Genomic DNA, 13,433 nt, shown 5'->3' on the forward strand with positions numbered 1-13,433 from the left:
ATTGACTTTTGATCTTCCTTATACTCTTCTACGATCGCAATCAGAAGAGCCCAAGCAATTTGATGAGCTCCACCCTGATAACAAAACTGCCGTAATCCTATCTGCTGCGTTCTTAACGCAACACGATTTTCTTCTTTCAGAAATCTTTGCATAATAAAAATTATTAACACATAAAAATTAAACTTTTAAACAATTTCATTCAGCATGAGTGTATATGCATCACAAATAAAAATTTGTTTTCTTCGGTTGTGCATTACTAATACACTATCTTAGCTTTACACAAGGTACTTTAAAATTTTCTCCAAACTAGAAGAGGAAAATCTTAATTTTCCTCTAATCATCAAAATATAATATTAGTTAAATGCTCTTTTAAATCCCTTATAAGGAGCCTGAATACTAATCTTCACTCTCGTTAGCTGCATCTTCAGGGGTTTCACCAGGAGCTGCTTCAATCTTTGGGGGGATCATAGCATCAGAGCCAACAGGAGAAGGCGCAGAAGGGGCAATGCCACCTTCTGAATCAGAAAGTACAAATATACTCGTCCTGTTCAAAGCATGACATTGCTCACTATTTCCCGCCATAAGAGGGCGTTCTTTTCCTACACTGTACACGCCACAAATGGAGCTTGAAGGTAACCCTTGACTTTTCAAAGCCTTACTTAATGCGTTAGCACGACGTTGTCCTAGGGCAAAGTTGTACTCGGAAGATCCGCGAATGTCACAATGTCCTACGATAGATCCTTTTTTGTTGTATTTGCACAAAAATTCTTTCATAGCAGGAACTTTTTGCTCTTCGTCCAAAATTTTGGACTTATCGAAATCAAAGAATACTTGATCTTTTTTACAATTCTTAAAATCCGCAACTGATCCTTCTATATTGCAAGATCCTTTATCTTGGTAAACAACTTCTGCAGTCTGGGGGGTTTCATCACTACAAGCAGCCAGTAAGGCGCCTAGTGCGAACACACCTAAAAGTCTTAAGTTCATAACATCCTCTTTTCTGTCTACGTTTAGAACCTAACCTAAAAGTTCTTAAAAAAACTTCTAATTTCAAACGGTTCCTCGCGTTTAAACCATCTACGGATTCATCGTACAATGCTTTATTACCAAAAAAAAGAGGGGGGGCAGAATTTTTTTGATTTTTAAAGGAAAAAACGTCTTGTTTTTAACCTAAATTAGTCAATTTTAGTCAATTTTTATTGTAAGTGGGGGATTGATGGGGGCCCTGAGTAGAAAATTTTTTATATTTTTGATATAAGTCTTGCGCACCTTAGAAAATATTTAGACCGTTGACTTTTTTTTGGATATATTTATAATAAAGGCCAGTAAGTAGTAGCGGTTAAAATATGGCACGTATTTCAGGTGTAAACATACCAGAAAAAAAAAATTTACTTTCTGGGTTGATATGTATTCATGGGATTGGCAGATTTAAGGCTCTTGAGGTGTGTCGCTCTTTGGGGTTAGATTATCATGCAAGAGTTTCTGAGTTGTCTGAAAAAGATATTGTTCGTATCAGAGAAATGATCGATAAAGAGTATGTAGTGGAAGGAGAGCTTCGTAACAACAATTTGATGAGCAAGAAGCGATTGATGGATTTGGGGTGCTATCGTGGGTTGCGTCACCGTAAAAATCTTCCAGCTCGTGGTCAACGCACGCATACCAATGCTAGGACACGTCGTGGTCGAGCAGTGGCGATTGCAGGTAAAAAGAAATAAGGGAGGAAGGTAAATAACAATGGTTTCCAATAAAAAAGTGAAAGTAAAGAGAAAGAATATTGTTTCTGGTATAGCACACGTTTATTCTACATTCAATAATATAATGATTACTATTACAGATATGCAAGGTGCTACTATTGCTTGGTCTTCTGCAGGAGTTGTGGGATATTCGGGATCTAAGCAGTCCACTCCTTTTGCAGCTCAGATGGCAGCTGAAGACGTAGCAAAAAAAGTTCAGCTGCATGGTGTTAAGAGGTTGGATGTATCTTTATGTGGGATAGGATCGGGACGAGAAGCCGCCGTGCGGGGACTTAGCAGTGCAGGGCTTGAGATTTGTTCTATTCGAGATGATACACGGTTACCTCACAATGGGTGCAAGCCTTCAAAGCGTCGTCGCATATAAAACTTAGTAGTAGAGGTGTTGTTTAGATGGTAGAAGCAGAAAAACGATGGAATGAACTGATTGAGCCTTACAAAAAGGTTTTTCAGAGGGATGAGGATGCGCGGTGTGTGCGTTCGATTTTGGTAGAGCCGCTGGCTAAAGGGTTCGGAGTTACGATTGGAAGTGCTATGCGTCGCGTTCTTCTTTCTTCTCTTTCTGGATGGGCCATTACGCGAATCAAATTTCGAAGTACGGATATGGAGTTTTCTAGCGTTCCGGGAATGATGCAGGATGTGACTGATTTTGTTCTGAATTTAAAGTCTTTAAATCTAAAAGGGTATTTCGATCAAAAGAAGACTTTTTCTTTTTATGCTAAAGGGCCTTGTGTAGTGACCGCAGGGATGCTGGCTCAAGAAGAAGCTCTAGAGGTGAACAATCCAGAGTTTGTTCTGGGGGTTTTGACTCAAGGTGGTGAGCTTGATTTTGAATTCACTGTTGAAAAGGGGAGAGGGTATGTAAGTTCAGAGCGCTTTCCTAGAAAAAATGAGCCAGAGATTTTTCTTGATGCCTGGTTTAGTCCTGTTCGCAAAGTTTCTTTTCAGGTAGAAAATGCTCGTGTTGGTCAAAATACAGATTACGAAAAGCTTATTCTTCGTGTGGAAACTAACGGTTCTGTTACTCCTGATGAAGCAGTTAGCGAAGCGGCAGACATTTTAAGAACTCAGTTTGGTGTGTTTAGTCTTGCTCCTTCTTCTGATGAGTCTGTTCAGAAAAGCGGAGATGTACAGCCTGTCGAGGATGTTGAGCATAAAGAACATTTTCCTGTGGATTTTTATAAGCCTGTTTCTGAGTTGGATCTGTCTATTCGTTGTTTAAATTGTTTGAAGTTAGAAAATGTAACCTATGTAGGGGATCTTGTGCGTTTAAAAGAGCAAGATTTAATGAAGACACCAAATTTTGGTCGTAAATCCTTTCAAGATATTCAAAGAATTTTGGCCAGTATGGGCTTAACGTTGGGAATGAATGTCCCAAATTGGCCTCCTAAGAAAGTTCAAAAGGAAGAGGAGAAGAACGATGCGTCATAATGTAGCACATAAAAAGTTTAATCGTACAACTAATCAAAGAAAGGCTCTTTTAATAGGATTATGTAATCAAATCATTCAAAAGGGAAGGATTATAACAACGTTGCCAAAGGCTAAGGCTGTTCGTCCGATGGTGGAGCGTCTGGTTACCTACGGAAGAAATGAAGTTTCACTTCATCGTTTTAGAGTGTTGATGGCGACGTTACGGTCGAAGTCTTCTTGTGAAAAAATCGTTTCTCAGTGGGGCCCCAAGTACAAAGAACGTCCCGGTGGATATCTTCGAATTATTAAGGCGGGATTTCGGAAGGGGGATTCTGCTCCTATGGCGTTGATTGAATTTGTGGAAGCTTAGTGGTATCTTAAAGATAGTTTGTTAATAAGGAAATCAGACCATGGCAGATTATTATAAAGTTCTTGGTGTTCCATCCAACGCGTCTCTTCAGGATATAAAAAAAGCCTACAGAAAGCTTGCTTTAAAATATCACCCCGATCAGCATCAGAATAGTTCTAGCGCGGAAAAGCAGAAGGCAGAAAAAAATATTTAAAGAAGCAACAGAAGCTTATGAAGTGTTGGGTGACGAAAAAAAAAGAAGGATGTACGATCAGATGGGGCCAGATGCCTTTCGTCAAAATTCTTCAGGCGGAGGAGGCTTTGAGGGGTTTTCAGAAGCAGGGTTTGATTTTTCTTCTATTTTTGAGGATTTTTTTTCGAATTTCGGATCTTCAGGGCAGCAGTCTGCTGTTTCTAAGGGACGTGATGTTCTTATAAAAATTTCTGTTACATTAGAGGAAGCGTTTAAGGGAATTAATAAAACTGTTGAGTTTTCTACTATCGTGCGATGCGATTCTTGTTCAGGAACTGGGGGAGAAAAAGGGGCGAAGGTTACGCAGTGTACTGCGTGTAATGGAAGAGGAGAGGTAGGAATTTCTCAGGGATTTTTTATGGTTAGACAGACCTGCAAGCGTTGTCAAGGAACGGGGACTTATATTGCAGCTTTGTGTAAGAAGTGTAGAGGGTCTGGGTGTATGAGAGATCGCCGCGCGTTGGAGTTTCATGTTCCTGCGGGGATAGAGCATGAAAACCAAATTCGTCTTCCTGGTGAGGGAGAGGTAGGAGAACGGGGAGGGCCTTGCGGAGATGCAATTATACAAGTTAATATTCAGTCGCATTCTTTGTTCCGAAGAAAAGGGGCTAATTTGTTTATGAATTATCCTCTTTCTATTTCTCAGGCTGCTTTGGGGTGTACGGTTCAAATTCCTACTATCGAAGGTGAGAGAATTTCTGTTACTTTTAAAGAAGGAACTCAATTTAAAGAAAAGACGGTAGTTCATAATAAAGGGATGGCCTATCCTTCCGGGAGAGGAGATTTAGTTATTGAGGCAGACGTTTATGTTCCGTTAAAATTAACACAAAAGCAACGAGAGCTTTTACAAAGTTTTTCGGAAGAAGAAGAAAATAAGCCTCCTGAAACTACTGGATTTTTTGCAAAGCTTAAGAACTTTTTTAAAACTTTGTAAAAGTCTGAAATTTTTCTTACGATGAGTTCGGAAAAGCTCTTTCTGTTTCCATTAAGGATAGTAGAGTGGTTTCTAGTAAAAAATGAGCAACCAGTGCCCCTAATATTTCTTCGCTGAGTTGCTTGATGTAAAATATCCGTACTGCATGTGTGTTTTTAGCCAATGCCTTGCAAGTTGTTTTAAATTCTTGGTCAAGAAGTTGTTTTAGGTGGATTTTTGCATGTTTTAAATCTTCATTAGGGAAATAGTTAGGAAAAAAAACGTCTGTGATATTTTTTTTTCCCAGAAAGTTGTTGTGAATCCAAGATAAAATGGGGGAGGGTGAAGAATGTGCTTTGGAAAAGACGGAGAATAGTTCTGGGCTAAAGTATCTTTCCACATCCATTGGATCCATTGAGCTAAAGGTTCAAAATTTCGTGTGTTGTTCCATATCCAATGAGATAAATTTGGATATTGTTGTTTTAATGTTGTATATAAGGCGGCTCCTTCTAGAGGGGATTTTAGAATATGATGAAAATATTGTTGGCAAGTTTTTTTTGCTCCTCCCACAAAAAGATTAAAATGAAATCCTATCATGTTTCCGATGCTAAGGCTAATTTCATTAAAGCATGAGCTTCCTTTTGGGGTGAAGACTGAATAGTGCTGAATATTGAGTCTAAAGCTTTCTACAATAGGATAAATGTAGGGAAATTCAGTTCCTTTTGGGGCCCAAACCATGATGTGCTTTTGTACACTACAATCCGCACTCTTTAAGAATTCTAGACATCTTAATAAAACAAGATAAGGAAATAAATCGCTAGGATTAGAGCATATGACAACAAATCCTGTTTGCTCTAGATCTAGTGTTCCTATCATTTCCCAGAATAATTCTGGGTCTGGATGAGAAATAAAATGAACCTCAGGAAATGATTTGTGGTGCTTTCCTATAAAGTTTTGAACCCAATCTACAATGCATTGGGTTCCTGCAAGGTCTTCTAATCTTCCTGCCACTAAAATAGTTCTAAATTCTTTAAAATGTTCTGCATCGTCTTCTAAATTATGGGAATTAGACCACAGGTACGAAAAACAGGAAAATTTTTTACTGTGTATGATAGGAGTTTGTAATGTTTGAACTGCTTTTGCATAATTTCTGAGAAACAAAGACCAATCTAGTATATCTGAATCCAGTACAAGTCGCATATCTTGTCGAAAAAGTGGATTGTTTCTCATGAAACGTCTGTATGTACGCTATTTTTTCAAAAAAGGCTGTACATGTTCCATTAGGGATTGTTCTGCTTTATCCGAAGAGAATTTTTTTTCTTCTTTTGCCCTATCTTTACTCGAAGTAGAAATTTTTTCAGGAACCGGATGATCAGAAGGCATATCTTGAAATCCTGGAGGAATTTCTAACCCTTTGAGAAGTTGAACAGACCAGGCGTCGGGAGCAGTTTTTTTTAGTCCCGTAGCTTCTTGTAAATTTTGACACTGTGTCAAAATAAGAACACTCAATAAAGCGCTCGCTCTATTGAAAAAAATTTTATATGTTAACGATTCCATTTACAATAATCTCTTAGCAATATCATAAAACCTACACTAATTAGCATATCAGCAACATTGAATACAGGGAAGTTAAAATTTTTCCAGTGTATACTTAAAAAATCAAACACTGCACCTAAAAAGAATCTGTCAATTATATTTCCACAAGCGCCAGAAATAATTAATGCTATAGCCCACTGTGACGAAAGACGTTTTTCATTTGCAAACATACGCAAAAACATAACAACTAACCCCATGGATAACCCCAAAATACCCCACTGAAAGGTCTTTCCCGTTTTGGAAAGAAACCCCCAACTGATACCGGTATTGTAGGTTTCCACAATGCTAAAGACCGAACAAATACGAATGCGTTTTACTGTTGAAACAATCCCTTTTACATAGTGCTTAGTTGCTTGATCTACTACCATTCCTGCTGAAACAACTCCAAAAAGCCACATATACTTTCTTAGAATGACATTGTTCATAAAAAAAAGATTTTTGTACATAGTACATGAATTATATTGAAAAGTCGATATCAAAATCTAATATTGTTTGAATAATTTTTAAATTACTTATATTGTCAAAAATTTTAATTCTGTATATTTTTAAATACTTACACAAAAATAATCAATGACTCTGGGTTAAAAATCTAATTGACTATAGTGCAAGGCTGGCTCTACTCCTGAAAGAATTTGATTTAGAAATGGACGAAAGGCAGGGCGAGATTTAATTTTGCAATACCATTCTTTTGCAGAAGGGAATAGCTTCCAATGAATATCCCCTATGTAATCAATACAGGAAAGGTGAGCAGCTCCTGTAATATCTGCCCAAGAAAAATACTTTCCTGCAAGAAAATGATGAGTTTCTGTAAGTTGCTCAACTTGCTCCATATGTTCTTGTAACAAAGCATATCCGCTTTTTAATATGCGCGTGTCTGGAGCTTTATGATGCAGTTGACATTTCAAAATTTTCTCATAAAATAATTTCCAAAAAACATCTTGATAAAAAATTTTGTCAAACCAAGATACCAATCTTCTTACCTCTATGCGGTAAGCGTTGCCTTCCCCCATGAGTACTGGGTTAGGGTAGGCATCTTCTAAATATTCGCTGCTAACGTAATGATTAACGCACACTAGGTGTTGGTCTACTAAAACAGGAAGCTCCCCCCAGGGATTTAAACTTAAAAGTCGGGAAGAAGGTTTTCCAACAGTTTCCCATTGGTGTTCAAAATCTAACTTTTTTCTTTTAATCCAAAGGCAATTTTTCTTGAAAAAGGGCAAAACGCACTGTGATATAAAATCCTCAAGATTGTCCTGCTCCTTTTTTACGGTTTTTATAGAAAAAGGAACAGATTCCGTTGAGACTGATTTTTCCTGAGGTACGGGGATCAATAATCCTGATTCCAGTGTATAAACCCGGTGAAAGTTTTTAAGGCTTTCCACATTATGCGTTGCCATAAACAAAGCAATATTGTGATGCTGTGCTACATGGTGAAATAACTGAATAATCATTCTTGCAGATTCAACGTCTAGATTCCCTGTAGGCTCATCTGCTAGTAAAACACTAGGTTTGTTGGAAAGCGCTCGGGCAATGGCAACGCGTTGCTGCTCTCCCCCTGAAAGTTCGCTGGGTTTGTGATGAAGGCGCTCTGAAAGCCCAACGTATTCTAGCAATGTTGTTGCGTAACTTCTGGCTTGCTTTAAAGATTTTCCATTCAACCTCTGGGGTAGGATCACATTTTCCAAAGCAGTAAACTCTGGAAGAAGACAATGAGATTGAAATACAAACCCTATATGAGAACGCCGCAGATAAGATTTTTGTTGATGATTTAAGAATCTTGTATCAACAAATCCTTTCTGGTTCCTTAAAAAAACTCTTCCCTTTTGGGGGGGCATTAACAACCCTAAAATACTTAATAATGTAGATTTCCCCGATCCAGAACGTCCTAATAACCCGACACACTCCCCCGAAGATAGAAACAACGTTACTTTTTCAAGAATTGGTAAAGAATGATACGCGTAATGAAGGTCTTCTACCCGCATTACAAAATTTTGATGGTTATTCATAGCGCAATCCTTCTATTGGATTTAAACGAGATGCTTTTCTGGCTGGATACCAAGTGGCCAGCACACTAAGAATAATTGCTAGCGCACAAACTAAAAGTGCTTGATCTAAATTCACTTTACTTGGCAAGTGAGCCAAAAAATAAATCTCTTCTCTAAACAATTTATATCCGGAAATACTTTCCAAAAAAAGACGAATACGGTCTAGGCGATAAGATAAAAGCAACCCTATTCCTGTACCAACCAGAGCTCCAAAAACTCCTATAAACGACCCTACGTAAAAAAAAATTCTTAAAATAAAAGAGCGATTAGCGCCTAATGCTTGCAAAATAGCGATGTCTTTTGTTTTATCTTTGACCAACATCATTAAACAAGAAATGATATTAAAAGCGGCAACCAATACAATTAGCATAAGAATAAGAAACATAATATTTTTCTGTACTTCAAGTGTGGAAAAAAATTTTTCATTCACGTGTTGCCAATCGTGGATGTAGAAAAAAGGAAATTTTTCCCTAATCGCAGCTTTAATGTTTTCCATATCATCTGGGTCTTCTACAAAAATTTCTAAAGCAGATACAGAATCCTCTAAGGAAAATAATTTTTGACTTGCTTTTAAAGAAATAAAAGAAAAATTTTGATCGTATTCGTACATTCCGCTTTTAAAGATTGCTGCCAGCTTAAAAAACTTTGTTTTAGGAAATGATCCAAAGGCTGTCAAATTCATTTGAGGCGTCGTTAGTTTCAATTTATCCCCAACATGTACATTTAATTTACGAGCAAGACCGCTTCCGATCATAATTTGATTTTCTTCTTTGGAAAATGTTTGAACATCTCCTTCTATCAAATTATCAGAAATCAAGGGACGTTTTTTTAGTACCTCTGGTGTTACCCCTTGAACCAAAGCTCCACATGCTTCCTTTTCTGAAGTAATAAGGATCTGTTTTTGAACTAAAGGGGCTGTGTATTTTATTCCCGAAATTTTTTCAACTTTAGTTTGAACGTCAAAAACTTGATTTAACTTCTCTCCTTCTGAAAGAAGTAAATGACCGTTAAACCCGATAACTCTTGAAACGAGCTCCTCTCTAAACCCGTTCATAACAGACATGACCAAAATTAATGTTGCTACTCCCAAAACAATTCCTAAGAAGGAAAAACTTGCGATAATTGCAATAAATCGTTCTTTTCTGGAAGCCCACAGATAACGCCAAGCAATAAACCACTCTGGAGATCTTAACATATCTTCTATCCAAATTTCACTGTGGAGCTGAGGGGATTCGAACCCCTGACCTCGTCATTGCGAACGACGCGCTCTACCAACTGAGCTACAACCCCGAACCTGAAGACAGCATACCGTATTTTGTTAAAATAGAAAAGATCCCTTAGAAATAATTTATATGATCAATAAATGAAGGTATGCAATGTTGTGGGGGTAATTTTACATTTATAAATATTAAATGACCGAATATTTAATTTTTATTTATATTAATACAACACAAATAAGAATAGAAGTTTAAAACTTATATTACTGAAAATCTAAATTTAAAATCTGAATGAGGAAAAATTTTATTTAGAACCTGTATTCATGAATAAAAAAGTGTGATATAAAAGGCTTGGAGGAGTAGAAGATGAATTATCCAAGCGATTTAAAAGAAAGAGAGTGGGAAGTGATAAAACATCATTTTGATAGCGGCAATAGAAGCAAATACAACAAAAAAGAGCTTGTTAATGCAGTGTTTTATATAATCAAGAGCGGTTGTCAATGGCGCATGCTACCAAAAGATTTTCCACCATATTCGACGGTACATTCGTTTTATAGACGATGTAGGATTAAGGGGGTATGGGAAAAAGTGATGCATGAACTTTGTTAAGACAAGCCGAATTAAGTATGAAAGGAGTAAGAATCCCAGCTATAGCATCATTCACTAAGTGTTAAAACAAGTGTTAACCCCACAGGAGCCTCAGAAAAAATAGGTATAGATGGGGGGGGGAGATACGTAAACGGCATAGTATTGATTGATAGGCAAGGCAATCTGCTCCATATCAAGGGGTCATAAGGCCAATGACACAGGTGCTGGGTGCAGAGTTTTTAAGGAAATGTTGCAAAAATATCCTACATTAAAGGGAGTGTGTGCAGATGCTGGATATAGAACCCCCATGGAGGCATTTGTAAGAAATATATTGAATAAAACTATAGTAATCTCAGAGCATATATCTCAAGGATGGGCTATAATTCCAAAGTGTTGAATCTTCGAAAGAACATAGGATAGCTAAATTATTTGCAAAGGGTATCTAAAGATTATGAAATTGCCCTAGCGACTGCTGGAAACATGATCATGATAGCCCATTCCATGATCCTATTAAGAAGGTTAGCTAAATCATGAATACAGGTTCTAAAAAAACTATTAGCCGGGAAATAGCTAAGTGCACGCCATCGCACATATTGTTTTTTGATGAATTGAGATTGGGAACTCATTCCAAAAGTCACGAATTATGAGCGCGGTACCAGGCCACAAATTCCATTTAAAATCGGTTACCAAAATTTCTATCTTTATAGCGCAGTTAACGTTTGACGGCAGTAATTTTAGTCTAATTTTACTTAATCTCGATTTTACCTAATGTCGATACATATAAATGTATTTTTATCTGAGCGTGTAAAGAAGTATCCGTCTAATAAAATTGCGTTGATCATGGATGAAGCAAGATGGCATAAATCCAAGGCTTTAAAAATCCCTGACAATATTACTATTTTTTATCTTCCTTCATATTCACGAGAGCTTAACCCGGTCGAAAGATTATGGCTCTATATAAAAAACACTATCCTATCGAACAAGATTTACGAACCCCTTGGGGCTGTGAAGCGGTGATTTGCGAGTTTGTGCGCGCGTTAAAAAATACAATTGTGAAAAGTATATGCACCGCTTCGCATTTGTCCATTTAGTATCGGGAAATGGTATCAGTTTTGAGGTGTCTTATCTAAGAATAAGTTCTTTTAATTTAAGGTATATTTTATATATGTGCACATTGCTTTAATGATATCATTGCTGTAGACTTATAAAGATTTTATGTAACTATAACAAAAACTTCAACTAAAAAAATAATAATTTTATTTAAATAAAGATAAATGCACGATATTTTAGTTTTTTAAGGCTATTACATATGGATCAATTAAAGTCAATTTTTTGGTTTAGGCAAGATTTAAGACTTTCGGACAATCTTGGGCTTATAGAGTCTTGTAAAATAGGGGGGGTATTGCCTATATATATTTTAGATGATTTGGCTCCTAAACCATTTAAAATGGGAAGTGTTAGTAAGATTTATCTGCATTACTCTTTGCAAAGCCTTAATAAATCTTTAGAAGAAAAGTTGAATCTTTACATTGGGAATTCTAAACAAATCATCACCCAATTGGTTCAAAAATATAATATTAAAAATGTATTTTGGAATCGGTGTTATGAGCCATGGAGGATTATTGAAGATAAGATAATTGAAGAAAAGCTTAGGGATTTAAAGATTAATTGTATTACATTTAATGGATCATATTTGTGGGAACCTAAAGAAATTAAAAAAGAAGATGGATCATATTATAAAGTCTTTGGTGCCTATAAAAGAAAAGTATATTCCTGCCTTCCAAGAAGACCGCTTACTTTTCTGACGAGCAATTTATTAATAAAGGATTATAGTAATTTTACAGAATTGAAAGATTTTAAACTTATTTCTTGTCAATCTTGGGAAAAAAAATAACAGCACATTGGGAGTTTGGCGAAAAAGCTGCTCAAAAAAAATGAATACCTTTTTACAGCACCATTTGTTTGGGTACAAAGTGGGAAGAGACTATCCAGGGAAAAATCAGACCTCAAGACTATCTGTGAATCTTCATTTTGGAGAAATATCTCCCCATCAAGTTTGGGAATCTGTAAGCAGTGCTTATCGGTTGGATAGTTTTAAAAATCTTGGTGCATATCAAGAAGATGTAGAGCACTTTTTAAGTGAATTGATCTGGAGAGAATTTTCTTGCTATCTCATGACGCATTTTAGAGAACTTCCTTGGAAAAATTTTCAAGAGAAATTTGATCGATTTCCTTGGAGGTCTGCCGATGATGAACTTTTTCATGCTTGGAAGAGCGGGAATACAGGGTACCCAATTATTGATGCAGGAATGCGAGAACTTTTGCAAACAGGGTATATGCACAATCGTGTCCGAATGATTGTGGCTTCGTTTTTAGTCAAAAATTTAATGATTCATTGGAATCATGGAAGAGATTGGTTTTGGGAGTGTCTGGTTGATGCTGATCTTGCAAACAATAGTGCCAGTTGGCAATGGGTAGCAGGGAGCGGTGCTGATGCGGCTCCCTATTTTAGAATTTTCAATCCCACTACACAAGGACAAAAATTTGATAGTCAAGGGGAATACACTAAAAAATTTGTTCCTGAACTGGAAAAATTACCAAGTAAGTACCTATTTGAACCGTGGAAAGCCTTTGGTAGTGCGCTGCAAAAATCAGAAATTAACTGTTCTTCTTATTCTTCTTTCATTGTTGATCTAAAATTTTCTAGGGAAAGAGCATTGTCTGCATACAAAATGCTTTAGGATTTTTACTAAACGTTAGTTAATAAAAAAACATTCTAGCAAAATATTTTCTTCTATACTCTTTCATAGTATATCTTTTAATAAAAGCGCTTTAACTTTAAAAACTTCGTGATTTTGTACGTTAAAGCCCAAATTTTTCTCTCGAAAAACACAAAGCTCCACTAAATAAATAAAATTTAGGCACCTAAACTAAAACAAAAAAATTTAAATATCTAGTTAAAGAGACCGAGACTGGAATTGAACCAGTATAAAAGGATTTGCAGTCCTCTGCATCACCACTCTGCCACTCGGCCAACGAAAAAATTTTACATCATTTAAATATGAAATACAAGGCTAAAAAAATTCAAAAAAGTAGCCGAATCCTAAAAAAAATTTTTGGAAACCTTTAACTAAAAAGATCTTTTTTGTTTAGAATTGGTAAAGGAAGTCTTTTAAAAGTCTCTAAAAATGATTATATGTAAATTTTGTGAATGTTCGGAGTGCTTTAAAAGTAGTTTTTTTTCGTAGGGGGGAAAAGCGGGTACAAAATGATAAAAAATGTGGAAAAAAATTTCACGAGGTGTGCCCAAG

16 protein-coding genes, 2 tRNA genes and 1 pseudogene are annotated in these 13,433 nt (G+C 36.5%); 11 read left to right on the top strand and 8 right to left on the bottom strand.

The window, feature by feature from the left end:
- Positions 1-396 precede the first annotated feature (396 nt).
- Positions 397-987, bottom strand: a complete 591-nt coding sequence (locus HE1_RS05580; protein ID WP_006294047.1) for an OmpA family protein — start codon at positions 985-987, stop codon at positions 397-399.
- A 359-nt stretch (positions 988-1,346) separates the two neighbouring features.
- On the opposite strand from HE1_RS05580, the gene rpsM reads away from it, so the two are divergent.
- The 6 genes from rpsM to HE1_RS05605 are packed head-to-tail and all read left to right on the top strand — an operon-like array spanning position 1,347 to position 4,697.
- On the top strand, positions 1,347-1,715 hold the full coding sequence (gene rpsM, locus HE1_RS05585) for a 30S ribosomal protein S13 (protein ID WP_006294046.1): 369 nt from the start codon (positions 1,347-1,349) through the stop codon (positions 1,713-1,715).
- A 19-nt stretch (positions 1,716-1,734) separates the two neighbouring features.
- Positions 1,735-2,118, top strand: coding sequence for a 30S ribosomal protein S11 (gene rpsK / locus HE1_RS05590; protein ID WP_006294045.1), 384 nt, complete (start codon positions 1,735-1,737; stop codon positions 2,116-2,118).
- 26 nt (positions 2,119-2,144) lie between these two features.
- Positions 2,145-3,182, top strand: a complete 1,038-nt coding sequence (locus HE1_RS05595) for a DNA-directed RNA polymerase subunit alpha (protein WP_006294043.1) — start codon at positions 2,145-2,147, stop codon at positions 3,180-3,182.
- On the top strand, positions 3,172-3,531 hold the full coding sequence (gene rplQ / locus HE1_RS05600) for a 50S ribosomal protein L17 (protein WP_035545602.1): 360 nt from the start codon (positions 3,172-3,174) through the stop codon (positions 3,529-3,531). Before HE1_RS05595 ends, rplQ begins: the two co-directional genes overlap by 11 nt.
- A gap of 40 nt (positions 3,532-3,571) precedes the next feature.
- Positions 3,572-3,724, top strand: coding sequence for a DnaJ domain-containing protein (locus HE1_RS07645; protein WP_084491161.1), 153 nt, complete (start codon positions 3,572-3,574; stop codon positions 3,722-3,724).
- Positions 3,725-3,746: 22 nt separating this feature from the next.
- The gene (locus tag HE1_RS05605; protein ID WP_084491164.1) at positions 3,747-4,697 is read left to right on the top strand and encodes a DnaJ C-terminal domain-containing protein; all 951 of its coding nucleotides are present in this window, start codon (positions 3,747-3,749) and stop codon (positions 4,695-4,697) included.
- Positions 4,698-4,922: 225 nt separating this feature from the next.
- Here the strand turns inward: HE1_RS05605 and HE1_RS05610 are convergent, their stop codons facing one another.
- From HE1_RS05610 to HE1_RS05635, 6 genes are all read right to left on the bottom strand, one after another.
- Positions 4,923-5,906, bottom strand: a complete 984-nt coding sequence (locus HE1_RS05610; protein ID WP_035545604.1) for a phosphoheptose isomerase family protein — start codon at positions 5,904-5,906, stop codon at positions 4,923-4,925.
- Positions 5,907-5,924: 18 nt separating this feature from the next.
- Positions 5,925-6,185 carry a DUF3035 domain-containing protein gene (locus tag HE1_RS05615; protein ID WP_035545605.1) on the bottom strand — a complete coding sequence of 87 codons (261 nt, stop codon included), beginning with the start codon at positions 6,183-6,185 and terminating at the stop codon, positions 5,925-5,927.
- Between the two features lie 35 nt (positions 6,186-6,220).
- Positions 6,221-6,697, bottom strand: a complete 477-nt coding sequence (gene lspA / locus HE1_RS05620; RefSeq protein WP_161630424.1) for a signal peptidase II — start codon at positions 6,695-6,697, stop codon at positions 6,221-6,223.
- Between the two features lie 156 nt (positions 6,698-6,853).
- Positions 6,854-8,278, bottom strand: coding sequence for an ATP-binding cassette domain-containing protein (locus HE1_RS07650; protein ID WP_162480428.1), 1,425 nt, complete (start codon positions 8,276-8,278; stop codon positions 6,854-6,856).
- Positions 8,271-9,512 carry a lipoprotein-releasing ABC transporter permease subunit gene (locus HE1_RS07655; RefSeq protein WP_006294022.1) on the bottom strand — a complete coding sequence of 414 codons (1,242 nt, stop codon included), beginning with the start codon at positions 9,510-9,512 and terminating at the stop codon, positions 8,271-8,273. The genes HE1_RS07650 and HE1_RS07655 overlap by 8 nt, the downstream gene beginning before the upstream one ends.
- A gap of 22 nt (positions 9,513-9,534) precedes the next feature.
- A tRNA-Ala gene (locus HE1_RS05635) sits at positions 9,535-9,607 on the bottom strand.
- A 293-nt stretch (positions 9,608-9,900) separates the two neighbouring features.
- On the opposite strand from HE1_RS05635, the pseudogene HE1_RS10495 reads away from it, so the two are divergent.
- The 5 genes and pseudogenes from HE1_RS10495 to HE1_RS07675 all read left to right on the top strand — a co-directional run.
- Positions 9,901-10,137 (top strand): annotated as a pseudogene (locus tag HE1_RS10495) (transposase); the annotation flags it as partial.
- Positions 10,138-10,288: 151 nt separating this feature from the next.
- Entirely contained in the window at positions 10,289-10,519 is a 231-nt protein-coding gene (locus HE1_RS09820) for a hypothetical protein (protein WP_242837221.1), read from the top strand.
- Positions 10,520-10,890: 371 nt separating this feature from the next.
- Positions 10,891-11,139, top strand: a complete 249-nt coding sequence (locus HE1_RS10500; RefSeq protein WP_024161288.1) for a transposase — start codon at positions 10,891-10,893, stop codon at positions 11,137-11,139.
- A 292-nt stretch (positions 11,140-11,431) separates the two neighbouring features.
- The gene (locus HE1_RS07670) at positions 11,432-12,016 is read left to right on the top strand and encodes a deoxyribodipyrimidine photo-lyase (RefSeq protein WP_084491167.1); all 585 of its coding nucleotides are present in this window, start codon (positions 11,432-11,434) and stop codon (positions 12,014-12,016) included.
- A gap of 40 nt (positions 12,017-12,056) precedes the next feature.
- Positions 12,057-12,863: a cryptochrome/photolyase family protein gene (locus HE1_RS07675; RefSeq protein ID WP_162480430.1), complete on the top strand. Its 807-nt coding sequence runs from the start codon at positions 12,057-12,059 to the stop codon at positions 12,861-12,863.
- A 222-nt stretch (positions 12,864-13,085) separates the two neighbouring features.
- Here HE1_RS07675 and HE1_RS05655 read toward each other — a convergent pair.
- Positions 13,086-13,156 (bottom strand) — tRNA-Cys (locus HE1_RS05655).
- Positions 13,157-13,433: the final 277 nt, after the last annotated feature.

Source organism: Holospora elegans E1, from assembly GCF_000648275.1.
Taxonomy (GTDB): Bacteria; Pseudomonadota; Alphaproteobacteria; order Holosporales; family Holosporaceae; genus Holospora; species Holospora undulata_A.